General features: G+C 37.4%; 15 protein-coding genes. 11 read left to right on the top strand and 4 right to left on the bottom strand.

Annotated elements, in window-relative coordinates:
• The first annotated feature begins 109 nt into the window (after positions 1 to 109).
• The 3 genes from DBR39_RS20300 to hemN all read left to right on the top strand — a co-directional run bounded on the left by DBR39_RS20300 (position 110) and on the right by hemN (position 4,225).
• Positions 110 to 1,627, top strand: coding sequence for an amino acid permease (locus DBR39_RS20300; RefSeq protein WP_124536138.1), 1,518 nt, complete (start codon positions 110 to 112; stop codon positions 1,625 to 1,627).
• A 47-nt stretch (positions 1,628 to 1,674) separates the two neighbouring features.
• A complete protein-coding gene (locus tag DBR39_RS20295; protein WP_124536136.1) occupies positions 1,675 to 2,688 on the top strand; it encodes a WD40/YVTN/BNR-like repeat-containing protein in 1,014 nt (337 codons plus the stop codon).
• A 178-nt stretch (positions 2,689 to 2,866) separates the two neighbouring features.
• Complete coding sequence (hemN, locus tag DBR39_RS20290; RefSeq protein ID WP_124536134.1) at positions 2,867 to 4,225, top strand: oxygen-independent coproporphyrinogen III oxidase; 1,359 nt, start codon at positions 2,867 to 2,869, stop codon at positions 4,223 to 4,225.
• A 134-nt stretch (positions 4,226 to 4,359) separates the two neighbouring features.
• Here the strand turns inward: hemN and DBR39_RS20285 are convergent, their stop codons facing one another.
• Positions 4,360 to 5,727, bottom strand: coding sequence for a PQQ-dependent sugar dehydrogenase (locus DBR39_RS20285; RefSeq protein ID WP_124536132.1), 1,368 nt, complete (start codon positions 5,725 to 5,727; stop codon positions 4,360 to 4,362).
• Positions 5,728 to 5,943: 216 nt separating this feature from the next.
• Here DBR39_RS20285 and secD point away from each other — a divergent pair, with 216 nt between their 5' ends.
• From secD to DBR39_RS20270, 3 genes are all read left to right on the top strand, one after another.
• On the top strand, positions 5,944 to 8,853 hold the full coding sequence (gene secD, locus DBR39_RS20280) for a protein translocase subunit SecD (protein WP_124536130.1): 2,910 nt from the start codon (positions 5,944 to 5,946) through the stop codon (positions 8,851 to 8,853).
• A gap of 227 nt (positions 8,854 to 9,080) precedes the next feature.
• Positions 9,081 to 10,301 carry a TCR/Tet family MFS transporter gene (locus DBR39_RS20275; protein ID WP_103234499.1) on the top strand — a complete coding sequence of 407 codons (1,221 nt, stop codon included), beginning with the start codon at positions 9,081 to 9,083 and terminating at the stop codon, positions 10,299 to 10,301.
• A 134-nt stretch (positions 10,302 to 10,435) separates the two neighbouring features.
• Positions 10,436 to 11,236 (top strand): arylamine N-acetyltransferase family protein, encoded by an 801-nt coding sequence (locus DBR39_RS20270; protein ID WP_124536128.1) that lies wholly within the window; start codon positions 10,436 to 10,438, stop codon positions 11,234 to 11,236.
• A gap of 92 nt (positions 11,237 to 11,328) precedes the next feature.
• On the opposite strand, the gene DBR39_RS20265 is transcribed toward DBR39_RS20270, so the two are convergent.
• Entirely contained in the window at positions 11,329 to 12,279 is a 951-nt protein-coding gene (locus DBR39_RS20265; RefSeq protein ID WP_124536126.1) for a hypothetical protein, read from the bottom strand.
• 363 nt (positions 12,280 to 12,642) lie between these two features.
• Here DBR39_RS20265 and DBR39_RS20260 point away from each other — a divergent pair, with 363 nt between their 5' ends.
• From DBR39_RS20260 to DBR39_RS20245, 4 genes are all read left to right on the top strand, one after another.
• Positions 12,643 to 12,984, top strand: a complete 342-nt coding sequence (locus DBR39_RS20260) for a twin-arginine translocase TatA/TatE family subunit (RefSeq protein WP_124536124.1) — start codon at positions 12,643 to 12,645, stop codon at positions 12,982 to 12,984.
• A 3-nt stretch (positions 12,985 to 12,987) separates the two neighbouring features.
• Positions 12,988 to 13,554: a phosphatase PAP2 family protein gene (locus tag DBR39_RS20255; protein ID WP_103234495.1), complete on the top strand. Its 567-nt coding sequence runs from the start codon at positions 12,988 to 12,990 to the stop codon at positions 13,552 to 13,554.
• Complete coding sequence (locus DBR39_RS20250) at positions 13,551 to 14,363, top strand: tetratricopeptide repeat protein (RefSeq protein ID WP_124536122.1); 813 nt, start codon at positions 13,551 to 13,553, stop codon at positions 14,361 to 14,363. The genes DBR39_RS20255 and DBR39_RS20250 overlap by 4 nt, the downstream gene beginning before the upstream one ends.
• Positions 14,364 to 14,454: 91 nt before the next feature.
• Positions 14,455 to 14,907: a tRNA (cytidine(34)-2'-O)-methyltransferase gene (locus tag DBR39_RS20245; protein WP_124536120.1), complete on the top strand. Its 453-nt coding sequence runs from the start codon at positions 14,455 to 14,457 to the stop codon at positions 14,905 to 14,907.
• 140 nt (positions 14,908 to 15,047) lie between these two features.
• On the opposite strand, the gene rlmH is transcribed toward DBR39_RS20245, so the two are convergent.
• Entirely contained in the window at positions 15,048 to 15,521 is a 474-nt protein-coding gene (gene rlmH, locus DBR39_RS20240) for a 23S rRNA (pseudouridine(1915)-N(3))-methyltransferase RlmH (RefSeq protein WP_103234492.1), read from the bottom strand.
• A 274-nt stretch (positions 15,522 to 15,795) separates the two neighbouring features.
• Here rlmH and DBR39_RS20235 point away from each other — a divergent pair, with 274 nt between their 5' ends.
• A complete protein-coding gene (locus DBR39_RS20235; RefSeq protein WP_124536118.1) occupies positions 15,796 to 16,809 on the top strand; it encodes a YihY/virulence factor BrkB family protein in 1,014 nt (337 codons plus the stop codon).
• Here the strand turns inward: DBR39_RS20235 and nhaA are convergent.
• Positions 16,806 to 17,984 carry a Na+/H+ antiporter NhaA gene (gene nhaA, locus DBR39_RS20230; protein WP_124536111.1) on the bottom strand — a complete coding sequence of 393 codons (1,179 nt, stop codon included), beginning with the start codon at positions 17,982 to 17,984 and terminating at the stop codon, positions 16,806 to 16,808. The genes DBR39_RS20235 and nhaA overlap by 4 nt on opposite strands.
• Between the last annotated feature and the right edge of the window lies 1 nt (position 17,985).

Here is a 17,985-nt window from a genome sequence, read left to right as displayed (position 1 = left end):
GTCAGGTTTTTAAAGTTTTTAATGTAAAATAAATGATGAATTTTTAACGATTAACGTGAGAGTCTCTAAATTTTTTATATTTTCGTAAATCCTTAATAAATAAAAAAACATGTCGAAAATTTGGGTTAAAAAGCCACTAAGTGCCTATGAGGCAGATATGAAGAAAAGTGAGCTGAAGAAAGTCCTTGGAAAATGGAGTTTAACAGCAATTGGAGTGGGTGCTATCATCGGTGGTGGAATCTTTGTTCTTACGGGAACGGGAGCCTATTATCATGCAGGACCTGCACTTGCAATTTCCTTTATCATAGCAGGTATTGCCTGCGTTTTTGCTGCATTATGCTATGCAGAGTTTGCATCCATTATTCCTGTAGAAGGTTCAGCTTATGCATATGCATACGGAACAGTAGGGGAAATTTTTGCCTGGGCCATGGGGTGGTGTCTCATCCTGGAGTATGCCATGGCGAGTATGGCCGTTTCCGTGAGTTGGTCCGGATATTTCAACAAATTTTTGAAAATTTTCAACATTCATTTACCTGCTTATCTGACGTCAGATCCTTCAAGTTATACGGGAGATGGTTTTTCTATGAACCTGCCTGCCTTTATTCTTGTTCTTTTGATTACCGCATTATTGGTAAAAGGAACTAAAGAAGCTGCGGGAGCTAACAACCTGATCGTTTTGATGAAAACTTCAGCTGTTATCTTTGTAATTATTGCCGGAATATATATTATTTTCTCTAATACTGATCTTTATAACGCTGTAGATGGTGTTAAAAACTGGAAACCTTTTATTCCGGATCCGGTAAAGATTAGAAACTCTGAAGGAGATCTGGTCTCTGCCTACGGTATTAAAGGAATTATTTCCGGAGCAGCAGCTATTTTCTTTGCTTACATTGGTTTTGATGCTGTTTCTACACAGGCAGGAGAGGCTATTAATCCTAAAAAAGATGTTCCTTTTGCGATTATTGCTTCATTATTGGTGTGTACAGCTTTATATATCTGTGTTTCTCTTGTATTGACAGGGATGATGCATTATACAGACTTTAACCCGGAAGGAAAATATCCTGATGCGATAAAAGCTCCTGTAGCGTATGCTTTTGAAATTGCAGGCAAGCACTGGGCGAGTAATGTGGTAACCATCGCTGCTACTGTAGGATTAATTTCTGTAGTAATGGTAATGATGATGGGACAGTCAAGAATCTTCATCGGAATGGCAAAAGACGGATTGATTCCTAAATTCTTTGGTCAGCTTCACCCAAAAACAAAAACACCTTACAAAGGAATTATTTTGTTAGGAATTGTAGTGGCTTTGATCGCTGCATTTACACCGATTTCTACATTGGCAGATATGACAAGTTTTGGAACCCTGTTTGCGTTTACACTGGTTTGTATTGCAGTTTGGGTGATGAGAAAAAAAGAACCTAACTTGATCAGACCTTTCAAAGTTCCGGCTTATAAAGTAGTCGTAGCACTGGGAGTATTTATCAATATTTATTTGATTTTTAATTTAAGTGCTCATGCATTGGAACTTTCTGCTGTATGGTTGTTCTTAGGTGGTTTGGTATACTTCCTTTATGGAAAATCAAACAGTAAGCTTAACAATCCTGAAAAATATCAGAACCAAGATTAATCATAATATAAACCGCTTCGGCGGTTTTTTTTGTCTTAAAATAGTATATGAAAAAGATTTTTTCCATTTTATTTCTGTCCGCAGGACTTACAGCGTTTTCCCAACAGGTGGAAAGCCTGCAAACAATTCTTACTGAGAAAATCAGTATCAGAGCACTGGAACTGTATGATCATAAAGTCTGGTACAGTGGTACAGACTCCAAATTCGGTTTTGTAGATCTCAAAGACTATAAAAATCAAAAGCAGATAAAACTATCTGATGACAAACTTCAGTTCAGAACATTAGCTCAGGACAAAACTTCTTTTTATGCCATCAATATTGAAAGTCCTGCCCGTTTTTTTAAAATTGATAAAAAAGATCTGAAATCACAGGTTATTTTTAAAGATACTGCAAAAACAGCTTTTTATGATGCTTTGCACTTTGTGAATGATAAGCTTGCTTACACTTTCAGCGATGCAGATAAAGACCATCTGCTGAAAATGGCGGTGTATAAAGAAGGAAAATGGAGCATGTTTAAAAACAATGTATCATTGAATGATGGTGAAGCAGCCTTCGCAGCCAGTAATACCAATATTTCATCAACTAAAAAATATCTGTGGATTGCAACAGGAGGAAAAGCTTCCAGAATCTTAAGAATGAATCTGAAAGATGAAAAAATTGAAGTTTTCAATACACCATTTGTACAGGGAGAATCTTCTCAGGGAATGTATTCTATTGATTTTTATGATGACTATTTCGGGATTGCAGCAGGAGGGGATTATACCAAACAGGATGCTAATGTCAATAATATTGCCACCACCAATGACGGAGGTAAAACCTGGCAGATTCAAGCTTCTGGAAAGAATGCAGGATATGCAACCTGTGTGAAAATAAAACCCGGGACGAAAGGGAAAGAGATGATTGCAGTAGGAGACAAGCACATCAGCTATTCCTCAGATTTTGGGAAAACATGGAAGAAAATTTCCGATGAAAAAGGATTCTTTGTCTGCCAATGGATAGATGGTAACAGTGTGGTTCTTGCAGGAAATGGCAAGATTGCCGTCATGAAATTAAAATTTTAAATATAAGTCATAGAATTTATCACTATTTGTCAAAAGCCTGATCATACGTATTTAGACTCATTATAAAATAGAACCTAATATAATTCATAGGCTAAAATTCATAACTAATAGTTAATTTTGTAGGATGAAATTTTTGTTATGTTAAATTTCATACCCGTATAAAATTTTAATTTTCAAAATGAACTCTTTAATAGATAAGTATAATATTCCCGGACCCCGTTACACTTCTTATCCTACTGTTCCTTATTGGGAGGATTCATCATTCTCACCGGAGAAATGGAAGGAAAGCGTAATCAGGTCGTTTCATGAGAGTAATGCTGAGGAGGGGATTTCTATTTATATCCATTTACCTTTCTGCGAGGCGTTGTGTACGTTCTGTGCTTGCCATAAGCGTATTACCAAGCAGCACAGTGTTGAAATACCTTACCTGGAAAGTGTGTTAAAAGAATGGAAACTGTATCTTGATCTTTTCAGAGAAAGACCCAAACTGAAAGAATTACACCTTGGAGGAGGTACACCTACGTTTTTTTCTCCTGAGAATCTAAGAACATTATTGGAAGGAATCTTTTCAACCGTAGATATTGCAGAACACCCCGAATTTTCTTTCGAGGGCCACCCGAACAATACGACGAAGGAACATCTTCACACTTTGTATGATCTTGGCTTCAGAAGAGTAAGCTTTGGCGTTCAGGATTACGATCCTAAAGTACAGAAAGCGATCAATAGAATTCAGCCCTTTGAAAATGTGAAAAATGTGACAGAATGGGCGAAGGAAATTGGGTACAGAGGAATCAGCCATGATCTTGTTTTCGGGTTGCCACACCAGAACTGGGAGGCAATGGAGCACACGATCAGAAAAACAATGGAGCTGAAACCCGACAGACTGGCTTTCTATTCTTATGCACACGTGCCATGGGTGAAAGGAGTGGGACAGAGAGGTTTTGATGAAAATGACCTGCCAAGCGGGGAAGAAAAGCGCCGTTTGTATGAAGATGGTAAAAAACTGCTTGAGGATCTGGGATATATTGAAGTAGGGATGGATCATTTCTCTCTTGAGCATGATGATCTGTATCAGTCTCTGATCCATAAAAAGCTTCACAGAAACTTTATGGGGTATACTTCCAGCAATACCCAGCTGATGGTAGGACTTGGGATGTCTGCTATTTCAGATTCCTGGTATGCTTTTGCTCAAAATGTAAAAACGGTGGAAGACTATCAGAAAATGGTTGAAGAGGGTGAAATTCCTGTTGTGAAAGGACATGTTCTGAATGAAGAGGATCTGATTGTAAGAAGACATATTCTGAACCTTATGTGCCAGCTTGAAACCACCTTCGATGTCAACAATTCTTTCCCTGAGCTTGATAATGCATTAGAAATGCTGAAAGAGATGGAAAATGACGGATTGGTTGAGATCAACGGAACTGAAATCAAAATTACAGAAGCAGGAAGAGCCTTTACAAGAAATGTTGCTATGGTTTTTGACCTGAGAATGTTGAGAAATAAACCGGAAACGAGGATTTTCTCGATGACAATATAAAAGAAAAGCGGTTCAGATTTGAACCGCTTTTTTATTTGCTTTAAAATTTTAGTTGAAGTGCTCATATAATGACACTTATAATGGAATAGCTGTCATGCTGAGCAAAATCGAAGCATCTCCATGAGTAAGTTGCTTTATTTAATAATTAATTTCTGACTATAAGACTTCAGATTTCCAGATTTTAGATTGATAAAATAGACCCCGGCAGGGATTCCGGAAATATCAATACTTTTGCTATTACTGATCTGATCTTTTTCCAATACGACTCTTCCTTCAGCACTGATGATTTCCAACGTTGCTTTTTTATCTTTAATCCCCTCAATGAAAAGCTCTTTTGAAGCAGGATTCGGGTATACTTTGATACTGCCTAAAGTATTTTCCTGAGTGCCTAAAGTACCTGTGGATATTTTAAAAATTTTTCCACTGGTTACTGCTGCTACATACAATTCTTTTTGATAGTCTTCTCCAAAAGTAGAAAAGTTGTTTCCGGAAGAAGGAGAGGTCCATGTTATAGCATTATTGGTATCCAGAATTCCGATTTGGGTAGAGCAGTAATCTGCGAAGAAATATTTCCCCTGAAGTGAAGGATATTGGGTTCCTCTATAAACATAGCCTCCGGTGATGGAACATTTCCCTCCGGAATGATCATATACGGCAATAGGGAAGGTCATCGTAGACTGTGCGGCACATCCTGTTGTATTGAAGGCGTTATTCCCTTCATAGCATCGCCAGCCGTAGTTTAATCCAGCCGTAGTAATAGGCATTTTGTTGATTTCTTCTATGGCTCCCTGTCCCACGTCAGCGATCATAGCGTTCCCTGTGGTAAGGTCAAAAGAAAATTTCCAGCCGTTTCGTAGGCCGTACGCCCATATTTCATCAGCACCGTCTACGCCGGCTCCTGCAAAAGGGTTGTCTGGAGGGATGTTGTAGGGACCGGTAGCGTCCACATCAATTCTGAGCATTTTTCCCAATAATATATTTTTATTTTGGGCATTATTATTCGGGTCTCCGCCACTTCCTCCGTCTCCGGTGATGATCCAGAGTTTTCCGTCAGGCGCAAAATGAATACTTCCTCCATTGTGATTGTCGAATGGCTTGGGAATGTTCAGCAGGATTTTTTCGGAAGCGGGATCGGCTACATTTGGATCTGTTGAACTTACACTGTACCTGGCAACGATAATATTTCCTGAAGGATTGTTATAATACACAAAAAAATACCCGTTGGTAGAGTATTGTGGGTGAAATGCCAGTCCCAAAAGACCTCTTTCACCACCAAAAACAATTTTTGAAGTGATATTCAGAAAATTAGTTGCGTTAATTGTCCCGTTGGGTTGAATAATTTTAATGATACCGTTCTGCTGTACAACAAAAAGCCGGCTGTCATTGGCGTTCGTGATCTCTACAGGACTGGTTAATCCTGTGACAAATTCATCCAAATTAATGCTTTGAGAATTAACGATTAAGGAAGAAAAAATGCTGAGGGTAAAAAGTAGTTTTTTCATAATATTTTGATATTTAGTGTGTTGAAAATATGAATGAAAATTTTATACCAATCGGATTTGAAGACTTCATTAGGATAGTCGGAAAAAATTGTTAAATCTTAAATAGAAATCAGAATACCAATATATCTGAAAATAAACCATTTCTGTTGTTAAAAATTCATAAAATACAAGAAAATCATTATATTTGCCGACTTAATTTAACGTAGTTATAACAAAATGCAAGGAAAAGGACTTATTACAATTGTCGCTATTGTACTAGGGTTGATTTGCTTAAACGAGCTATTACCAACATGGTACGCCAGCAAAATTGAAAAGCAGGCAACTGCTATTGCAGGAGACAATCCGGAAAAGTATCAGAAAGAAATTGCTAAACTTTCTAAGGATACTTTGAATCTAGGATTCACAAAACTTTATTACACTAAAGCCAAAGACAAGGAAATGAAACTTGGTCTTGACCTTAAAGGGGGGATCAACGTTCTTTTGGAAATCAACCAAAGAGATCTTGTGAATGATTTAACTAATTATTCTACAAATCCTGTTCTTATTGAGGCTTTAAACAAAACGGATGAAGTACAGAAGAATTCTACAAGATCTTACATCGATAACTTCTTCGATCAGTTTGATGTTGTTAACAAAGCTAAAGGTACCAACCTTAAGTTGGCAGATCCGGATATTTTCGGAACAACAACCCTTACTGAGGTGAAGTACAACACACCTGATGATCAGGTGAAAAGTATTGTTAAAAGAAAAATCGATGCATCTGTAGGAACAGCTTTTGAGGTAATCAGAACGAGAATTGACAAGCTTGGAGCCATCCAGCCGAACGTTCAGAGAGTTCCTGGTACTGCTAGAATTTCTGTTGAAATGCCTGGTATGAAGGACATCGATAAAGTGAAGAAAATGCTTCAGACTTCTGCAAAACTTCAGTTCTGGGAAGTACAGCAAGTTCCTGAAATTGCACCTTATTTCCAGACTTTGACAACTATGGTTGCTGCAAAAGGAGATTCTATGGGGGTTGCAAAGAATGTGAACTTCATGAACCTTTTACAGCTTGACAAATTAAGAACTAATGGTGTTGCTAACGTAAAGTTATCTGACACTGCAGTTGTAAACAAAATTTTAAATAGCAAAGTAGGTCAGTCTTTACGTCCTTCTAATATTAAATATACACAGTTCATGTGGGGTTACAAACCTGAGGCTACAGACAGCGAAAGCTTAGTATTGTATGCGATCAGAGGTAACATCAATCAAAAAGCTCCTGTAGACGGTGCTGTTGAAACTGCTAATATCAGCTATGATGAGCTGAGCAGAGTAGTGGTAGACATGCAGATGGATTCCAAAGGAGCAAAAGAATGGAAAACTTTAACAGAGAAAAACGTAGGAAAACCGGTTGCCGTAACTCTTGATAACAGAGTATATACAGCTCCGAACGTTGTAAACGCTATTCCTAACGGTAGAACTCAAATTTCTGGTAACTTCTCTCAGGAGGAAGCTAAAGAACTGGTAGACGTTTTAGGTGCGGGTAAATTACCTGCAGGAGCAAAAGTAGTTCAGGCTACCGTTGTAGGACCATCTTTAGGTCAGGAAGCTATTGACTCTGGTTTAATGTCATTCCTGATTGCATTTGGAATTATCATCGTTTATATCATTTTCTACTACGGTGGAGCTGGTGTTTATGCGGTAATTGCGATGGTGATCAACTTATTCTATATTTTCGGTATCATGGATTCTGGAGACTTTACGCTTACGCTTCCAGGTATCGCAGGTATCGTTCTTACGATGGCCGTCGCCGTCGATACGAACGTTATCATTTATGAAAGAACTAAAGAAGAATTATTCGCTGGAAAAAGTATTCTTGAAGCTTACAAAGATGGTTTCAAACATGCATTGAACGCGATTATTGACGGTCACACTACGACATTCTTAACGGCAGTTGTATTGTTCTTCTTCGGAACAGGACCTATCAAAGGTTTCGCATTGACGTTGATGATCGGTATTTTGATGACATTATTCACATCGGTATTGCTTTCAAGAGTGATGATCTTCTCAAGATTAAATAAAGGAAAAGGTCTTTCTGTTTGGACTCCGGCTACGAAGAACTTATTCAGAAATACCTGGATCGATTTCATTGGAAAGAGAAAATATGCATACATCGTTTCTGCTATCCTTACCGTTATTTGTATTGTTTCAATCGCAACTCACGGTTTCAAATACGGTATCGACTTTACTGGTGGTAGAAACTACGTGGTAAGATTTGATAAAGATGTAAAAGCTGAAGATGTTGAAGATAAATTAGTAGCTTTATTCAAAACTGAAGACGGTAAAAACTCTTCTGTAGAAGCTAAAACTTTCGGGAACAGCAAACAATTGAAGATTTCTACGGATTATCTTATCGAGGATGAATCTTTAAAAGCTGACCAGATTATTGAACAAAAATTATTTGAAGGATTAAAAGGAAATTTACCGGCAGGAACAACATTGAAAGATTTCAAATCTGCTGATAAAGACCATGCAGGTATTGTTTCTTCTGAGAAAGTAGGACCTTCTGTTGCTGATGATATCCAGATTCACGGTATCTATGCGGTATTAGCTGCATTAGCAATGATCTTTGTTTATATCTTGATCAGATTTAGAAAGTGGCAGTTCTCTCTTGGAGCGGTTGCAGCTTTATTCCACGATGCGGTTATTATTTTAGGAACGTATTCATTACTTCACAAATATATGCCGTTCAACATGGAAATCAATCAGGATTTCATTGCTGCGATTCTTACAGTATTGGGGTATTCAATCAACGATACGGTAATTATCTTCGACAGAATTAGAGAATACCTGAGAGAGAAAAAATCTTTAACATTAGCAGGTTTATTTGATGACTCTATCTCAAGTACATTGGGTAGAACATTCAACACCTCATTCACTACAATTTTGGTTATCCTTGCGATTTTCATCTTTGGTGGTGATAACTTGAGAGGATTCATGTTTGCTATGTTAATAGGTATTGGATTCGGTACTTACTCATCCATCTTTATTGCGTCTGCAATTGCTTATGACTTCCTGAAAACAGGAAAAGAAGAAGAGGTTCATGGAAGAACCACTTCTTCGAAAGAAGAACTTGCTTCAAAGTAATACAAACTACAATAAATTAGTAAAAGCCTTTCGAAAGAAAGGCTTTTTTTATGCTCTTTATGCTCTTTATGTATTGTCCATTTACTTTCCAAATTGATCTCTTACTACCAGATAGTCATGTCTCCACAAATGTTTTTGCACATTTTATATATTATTGATGTTATACTTCTTTAATACAGTGAAATTTAGAATCATTATTTTCCAGATTTGATTAATTTTGCACCATCATGGAAAATTCAAGGAAAAAAGCGGCCATAGGCTTTATATTTATTACTTTACTGATCGATATTACAGGATGGGGAATCATCATTCCTGTGGTTCCCAAATTGATTGAGGAACTCATTCATGCAGACATCAGTGAAGCTGCAAAATATGGGGGATGGCTGGGATTTGCCTACGCATTTACCCAATTTATATTCTCTCCGCTTGTCGGGAATCTGAGTGATAAATATGGACGAAGACCTATTATCCTGATTTCCCTTTTCGGTTTTGCAGTAGATTATATTTTCCTTGCGCTGGCTCCCACGATATGGTGGCTGTTTTTAGGAAGGGTCATTGCCGGAATTACGGGTGCCAGTGTAACGACTGCCAGCGCCTATATTGCAGATATTTCCACAGATGAAGACAGAGCTAAAAATTTCGGATTGATAGGAGCGGCTTTTGGGCTCGGATTTATTATAGGTCCGGTTCTGGGCGGGGTTCTTGGGCATTATGGTGCTAGAGTTCCTTTCTATGCTGCTGCGGGCTTGTGCCTGCTTAATTTTCTTTACGGATACTTCATCCTCCCTGAAAGTTTGGATAAAGATAAAAGAAGGGAGTTTAACTGGAAGCGTGCGAATCCTATAGGCTCATTTAAGTTTTTAGGAAAACACCCTGAAATTTCGGGACTTATTTTTTCATTAATATTGATTTATATCGCAGGTCACGCTGTACAGAGCAACTGGAGCTTCTTTACAATGTATAAGTTCAACTGGACAGAAAGAATGGTGGGGATCTCATTAGGAGTAGTAGGCTTATTGGTAGGGCTTGTACAGGGAGGTCTTATCAGATATACGACACCAAGGCTGGGAGAGCAGAAAAGTATCTATTATGGATTGGCTTTCTATGCTGTAGGAATGTTGTTGTTTGCTTTTGCTTCTGAAGGATGGATGATGTTTGTATTTTTGGTGCCATACTGTTTAGGAGGAATCTGTGGTCCGGCTTTGCAATCTGTCATTACGAAAAGCGTTCCTTCCAATGAACAGGGAGAACTTCAAGGGGCATTAACGAGTTTGATGAGTGCTACATCCATTATCGGACCTCCGATGATGACGAATCTGTTTTACTTTTTTACCCACGAAGAAGCGCCATTTAAGTTTTCAGGAGCCCCCTTCTTTTTAGCATTTATTTTAATGGCTGTTAGTGTGGTGGTTACTTATTCTGCTTTTCAGAAACAGAAGAAAATATAATTCTATTTTTAGATATTAAATAAACAAAATAATAAGGTTAAGGTGAATTTGCATCTTAACCTTATTTTTTGCGGCTCTGTTTCAAAAATTATGTAAATTGTAATTGAACTTATGTTATTATTAAAGTTGATATCATGGATGAGTTAAAAATAGAAAAATATTTAGAGCGGATTCATTACTCCGGAGAGGTAGAAACAAACCTTGAAACATTAAGGAAAATTCATCAGCTGCATCCCAAGTATATTCCTTTTGAGAATATTGATTCTTATACAGGAACAGTTCCTTCTTTAGAGGTAAATGATATTTTCAAAAAACTGGTTATAGACTCCAGAGGAGGATATTGCTATGAGCAAAACCTGCTTTTAAGCGAGGTATTACAATATTTAGGATTCAGTGTAAAGCTTCAGATGGGAAGGGTAGTATGGGGAAGACAGGAAGACAGCATTGCTGCGCAGACCCATCTATTGCTTATTGTTGATTTTGAAGGGAAAAAGTACGTAGCAGATTGCGGATTTGGTACAGCAACACTTACGACACCTATACTTTTAGATGAACAGGAACAGCAGCAAACACCCAATGGGATATTTAAAATTTCCCATCAAGGAGAGACCTATACACTTTGGATGTGGAAAGAGCAATGGCTTCCGGTATATCGTTTTATACTGGAGCATGTAGAAGCTGCTGATCTTGATATTTCCAACTGGTATCTGTCTACCCACCCGGATTCTCACTTTAAGAACAAACTGATCCTTTCAAAAGTGGATGAGAATGTCCGTTATACTTATACAGATCGTGTACTGAATATCCGTTCTGATAATGGCGCGAAAGAATCCATATCAATAGAAAATGAAATGCAATTGTACGAAATACTAGTTAATACTTTTGGGTTAAAAGAAAATGCAATAGAAGCCCTGAAATCAAAAGCTGATGCTTGATGAAATTCAGAAATATAAATCCTTGACAATAAAAAAACGGGAAGCTCAGCGAGCTTCCCGTTCCTCTTAAAATCTGATTTTTATGAAAATTGTTATGGATAAAGGGATTTTGTCCCGTTACTTACAATATTGCTGCCCAATCCTGAGAATGACACCGAGAAATTGCTGGAATTAAAACTTAAAGAACCTGTAGGAGTACAAAGTCCTAAAGCATAACGGCATTGTCCGTAAGCTCCTGTTTTCTTGGTGATTTTGCTCTCACTTTTTGCTTTCCCTAAACTGATATATCCCCAGTCACTTACATCGGCATTGGAAACCGTAGAACCGGAATAATAAATAGTAATCTGATATCCTGCTTCACCTCTTTTAGAACCCCATAGCCAGTTGGCGGTCCACCACTGTTTATACCATGTAGAAACTACTTTTGCTGACTGATTATTGTTGGAAGCTTCCGAATTCCCGCGGGTATCCATCATGATAAGGCCTCCGAAGATATTATCCCAGATAATTCCTGAATCATTGTAAAAACATACCGTGGTAAATTTTCCGTTTTTGCTGTTCCAGGTTACTTCCATCACATTGGTGCCAGACTTCACTTCTTCAGTGATGGCTTCTTTTAATCCCTGCTGTGCTGTTGTAAGGTCGTCACCGCTATAGAGATCACCAATCTTTCCGATTTTTACAGAAGATGGATCCATAATGTTCCCGGATGCAATGTACTGGTCTTTATCGGCAATCAGACTTTTAGAAAGCTCAATACCTTTTGGGGTTGAAATTTTTCCCAATACAGTCACTTTGGCAATCTGTAAATCATTTTTCAGATAAGTCTCAAGATTTTTTCCGGATTCATTTAGCTGAAGTTGTACTGCATCCGGGACAACCTGTGATGGAAGAGGAGTAATTTCCTTTTTCAGATCATCTGCTGTTACCCTAGCCTGAGCCGTTTCCTGCTGATTAATTTCGTTGTCTTCGTTACGGCAGCTGTGGAGTGCCAATACCGATAATACAGCGACAACTTTAAAAGTAGTCAATAGTTTTTTCATAATAAATATTTAATGGATTGTGTATCATAAATATACGGAATTGTTGCGTAATTCTCATTGTTTTGAATTAAGTATTTGTTAATTAATAGGTGATAGGTAGCAGATATTAGGTTCTAGGTAATAGGGATTAAGGATTAGGGGGATATTCTGTGAAATATAGGTAAGGGGTGAATTTTGCTTTGCAGGTGAATAATGAATTTTTTATTGGATTTATGATATTTATTTTTAATCAACCAATTAACCAGTGACAAAATAAACTGGCAACCCGCAACTCAAAACTCTGAATTTTTATAAAATCTTAAAATTTGTTTAAATTTTTCGTTTACAGTAAATAAATGTAATAATCTTTCGTAATTTTACCGAATGGAATTAAGCATTGGAGAAATGGCACTCATTGCCATTGCAATTGTTGTATTATTCGGACCGGATAAACTTCCTCAGATTGCGCGTGACTTAGGTGCAGGCGTTAGAAAAATGCGTGGAGCAGTAGAAGATATCAAAACTGAAATCATGAAGGAAACAGATAATCCTGTTTCTGAAATCAAGCGTGAAATTGAAAAAGTAAAAGATGCTGCAAAAGATTTCAATCCTATGAATGATATCAAGAAAGATATTCTTACAGAACCGGGTTCTCTTGCTTCTAATGAACCTCCGAAACCGAAGCCTGCAGATGATGATACCTACGAGGGACCTGTAAGCAGATAAGGTATGGAGGAGATTATTCAGGAAGATAAGAAGGTATTTCTTTACCTTAATAATTTGGGCGATTCATCTTTCGACCAATTTTGGATGCTGATTTCAAGTACCTGGATCTGGGTACCTCTTTATATTATATTTCTCTATTTTTTATACAAAAATCATAAACTAAGATCATTAGTTTTTATCCTTATATTTTTGGCCATTGGTGCAACGGTTTCTGACCAGTTGGCAAGTGTTTTCAAATATGGTGTGGCAAGGCTTAGACCCTGTCATGATCCCACTTTGGAACATCACATGAGAATTGTGAAATGCGGCGGACAGTTTGGGTTTTATTCTGCCCATGCTTCCAATACCTTCTTTTTGGCTGCCTTTTTAAGTATTTTATTAAAAAATAAACTTAAATGGTTTCCATATGCTATATTTGTATGGGCTATAGTGGTTTCCTACAGCCGTATATATTTAGGAGTGCATTTCCCGATAGATATTTTGGTGGGGGCGTTTGTTGGATCTTTATTGGGAGTGATATTTGGTGCACTCGCCAAGAAAGTGATCAATAAACAATCTATAACCTCATGAAAAAAACTTTATTACTAGTAACTTCCCTCTGTTTATCTCTCAATTTTTACGCCCAGAATAAAAAGCTGGCTGAAGAATGCTTTGCAAAGGCTGATTATAAATGTGCCGAAGAGCAGTATTTAAAACTGGCAGAGAAAGAGCAGATCCAGAAATTTCAGTCAGAATATTACGATTATCTCGGGACCGCTCAGAGAAGACTTGGAAAGACTGCTCAGGCTTTTAAATCCTATGACTCTGCTTTAAAAGCAAATCCTATGTCGGTTTCTGTGTATGTAAACCTGTCATCACTTTACAGCCAGAAAGGGAATAAGGTAAAGGCATTGGAATATATAGAAAAAGGTCTTAAGGTGAATGCCGAAACGCCTGATTTATATCTTACCCGTTCCAAAATCTATGACAGCCAGGGTAAAAAGGATCTTGCCATCAAAGACCTGAACCAGATTCTCACTTTTGCTCCCGATAATATTTTTGCAAAAACCGGACTGGCTAACCTGAAAAAAAATAACGGCGACCTTGAAGGAGCTTTGAAAGATTATAATACACTTCTTGCAGAGAAACCGGAATCCTTACTTTACAATGGACGTGCAGATGTATATTTTAAAATGAAAAAATATAAGGAAGCCCTTACCGATGCCAATAAAGCCATTTCGATAGACCCGAAATTTGCGCAATCTTATGTGAGCAAAGCCATGATTTTGTTAGACACTTCCAAACTTAAAGAAGCCTGCGAAAATTTGAATAAAGCAGTAGCTTTGGGGTATGAAAAAGCGGTGTTGACAGATTCTTATGCTAAATGTGCAAAGAAATAAGCTGCAATTTTTCCATTCCCAATCATTTAAATAATTTATACTAAGATACCAAGACCTGGTTTAACTTTAAAAAACGAATAAAGAGATAGAGATGTTGAATATTGTCCTTGTAGAGCCTGAAATACCTAATAATACAGGAAATATCGGAAGATTATGTGTAGGAACAGAAAGTAGATTACATTTGATTCACCCCTTTGGATTTATAATTAATGATAAAAATTTAAAGCGTTCCGGATTGGATTATTGGGTACATCTTGATGTTTCTGAATATGCAGATGTTGAAGAATGGATTAAAAATATTCCTGATCTGTCACGCGTTTTTTTAATGAGTTCACATGCTGAAAAATCATATTTGGAAACCGATTTTCAGGATGGGGACTGGTTGGTTTTCGGAAAGGAGAGTGTAGGGCTCAGTAAAGACGTTTTAGACCGTTTTGAGAATCATTTGACTATTCCTATGTCAAAGCTGATCCGAAGCTTTAATATTGCCAATTCTGTTGCTTTTGTCGTTGGCGAAGCAAAAAGGCAGATCAATCTGAAATAAAAAGAAGGCTGTCTCAAAAATGTCATTCTGAACGCAATGAAGTGTAGTGAAGAATCTCGTGTATTAAATATCAAAAAGATTCTTCCTTCGTCAGAACGACAAAAGGCAATAATTTGACTTTTGGGACAGCCTTTTTTGGTTTAATCGTTATGATAAGGCTTGCCTTGCAAGATCTGATCTGCACGGTAAAGCTGTTCTACAATAAACAGGCGGATCATCTGATGAGTAAAAGTCATTTTGGATAAAGACATTTTTTCATTGGCTCTGCTGTAAATCTCTTCCGAAAAGCCATAAGCTCCACCTATCAGGATGTGTACTTTTTTCACGGAAGAATTCATCCAGGTATCAATTTTCTGTGAAAACTCACGGCTGGTAAATTGTTTTCCTTTCTCATCAAGAATGACTACAAGATCGTTTTTATCGATATGGTTTAAAAATAATTTGGCTTCTTCTTTTTTAAGAAGGTCGGGAGATAGGTTCTTGGCATTTTTAACATCCGGAATTTCATTAATTTCAAAATTCCAGTGTTTGGGTAATCGGTTGAGATAATAATTAATTAAAGACGTGATTTCCTTATCGTCTGTTTTACCGATACAAAGTAAACTGATTCGCATTGTAAGAAGTTTCAGACGGCAAAGATAGGTCTTCGGGATACAAAGTTCAAAGTTTTGGGGTAAGGTTAATGATTTTTTGCTGCTAGTTCCCAGTCGGACACCTATTATCAGGATATCTTAATTTAGAAGTTAGAGTTGAGAAGTTGAATATAAGTCATCATGACAAATATTACCTAATCCCTGCCACCTGCTACCTAATATCTCAAGTCTAACCTCCCTCATCTTTTCCCTGTTTCATTTAATTCCCCTACATTTGTATTAAACAAACAAATAGATGGGTGTAAAGGTTCCTAATTTTATTTTGAAGATTCAAGAGTTTTTTGACGGCATTCATATTCCTGTTTTGGGAATATCGCTTTGGCAGATGTTTCAGATCTATATCTCCGGGATTTTCAAAGGAAAAATAGGAAGAAAGGCTGCGGCTATTTCGTGGAGCTTTACCATCAGTTTATTTCCGTTTCTTCTGTTCCTGCTTTCGGTTCTTCCTTATATGCCGCTTTATAATGAGCTGCAGTTCTATATTTTTGATGTACTGCTGCATAATGTTTTCCCTTCAAACATGGAAGGAGACGTAAAAGGATATATCGTAAACAATATCATTCCGAACATGAAGGGAATCAGTAATCTGACCATTTTACTGGCGCTTGTTTTTGCTACGAACGGTACATTTTCCCTGATTAATGGTTTTAATGAAAATACGGATGAAAAATTAAGTGATGTAAAAGAGTTTATTCTTTCATTCTTTATTACAATAGGTTTTATTACTATCGTTTTTTTAACCCTTTTCGGAGTGTATTACGCGGAGGTCGTGATGAAGCTTTTTACACCTGCTTATGATGTTACATGGCTTGTAGACAACCTTTCCAAAATTATTGGATTCGTTTCTTTCCCGCTTTTTTACTTTATACTTTTGACCTTATTTTACTGGCTGGGAACTGTAAAAATCTCAAGATTCAGACAGGCTGTTCCGGGGGCTATTCTGACAACGGTGCTGTTTGTGGTTACGACTTATATTTTTGCGATTTATGTAAAGGATATAGCACGATATAACGTCCTTTACGGATCTATTGGCAGTATGATTCTGCTGATGGTTTGGGTGAATGTGAATGTATATCTGCTTCTATTCGGAAACGAATTGAATATGGCCATCAGAAAACTCAGAATTGAAAAATTGCTGTCTGATGAGATTCAGAAAGAAACGCTGCACTATCACACTCAGATTACAGAACCTGACTTTAAAAGCGATGAAGAGCATAATAGAAAACTTGAAAACCGGAAGAAAGATTAATTTTCTTCCAGTTCGGGATTTTCTTTTGAACTTATACTTAATATGATAAATCCTGCAACCGCAGCTATAAATGAAGCGATCAGAATGGCAAACTTCGCTTCGTCCTGAATCTCAATTTCACCTTTAAATGAAAGTAATGCGATAAAAATGGACATGGTAAACCCAATTCCGGCAAGCAGACCCACACCAATCATCTGAAGCCAGTTGCTGTTTTGAGGCAGAGAACTAAGCTTTAATTTGATCGCGATCAGGGAGAATAAATTGATACCAATCAGTTTTCCTAATATCAAACCGCAGATAATTCCCAATCCTAATGTACTTGTAACTCCTGCTACCATCTCACTGGAAAAAGTGATGTTGGTATTCGTCAAAGCAAATATAGGCATGATCAGAAAACTTACCGGGATGTGAAGCTTATGCTCCAGTTTTTCCAATGGCGAAATTTCTACATTCGAAGCATTGGTAGGAATTGAAAACGCGAGTAAAACACCCGCTATTGTAGCATGAATTCCGGAATGATGTAGGAAATACCATAAAAATAACCCCGGAATAATGTAAAATATAGTTTTTGTTACTTTTAAAAAGTTTAAAATAAATAATAGAGCAGTTACCCCAAAAGAGAGCAGGAGATAGGTCCAGTGAATCTGCTCGGTATAGAAAATTGCAATCACAAGAATAGCTCCCAGATCGTCTACAATAGCCAATGCCGCTAAAAATATCTTAATAGAATTAGGGATCTTTTTACCCAGCATCGAAATGATAGCCAAGGAGAAAGCGATATCGGTAGCCATAGGAATTCCCCAGCCATTGCCATATTCTGTTCCTGAGTTGAAAATACTGTAGATTGCCGCCGGAATAAGCATTCCGCCCACCGCTGCAAAAATGGGCAGCGAAGCATTTTTAAAGGATGAAAGTTCTCCTTCTACAAGTTCCCGCTTTATTTCAAGGCCTACCAAAAGAAAGAAAACAGCCATCAATCCATCATTGATCCAGATGCTGACAGGATATTCCAGCCCAAATAGGTGAGTACCCACTTCTTGGTCTAAAAAGTGCTGAAAATTCTCTGCAGCAGAGGAGTTGGCAATAAGCAATGAAATAAGTACACAGAAAATAAGAATAATTCCTGAGGACTGACTGTTGTTGAAAAATTTTTTAAAATAAAGAGATAAATTCATG

Origin of the sequence: Chryseobacterium sp. KBW03 (assembly GCF_003852415.1) — a bacterium.
GTDB lineage: Bacteria > Bacteroidota > Bacteroidia > Flavobacteriales > Weeksellaceae > Chryseobacterium > Chryseobacterium viscerum.
This window is presented reverse-complemented; position numbering and strand designations above follow the sequence as displayed.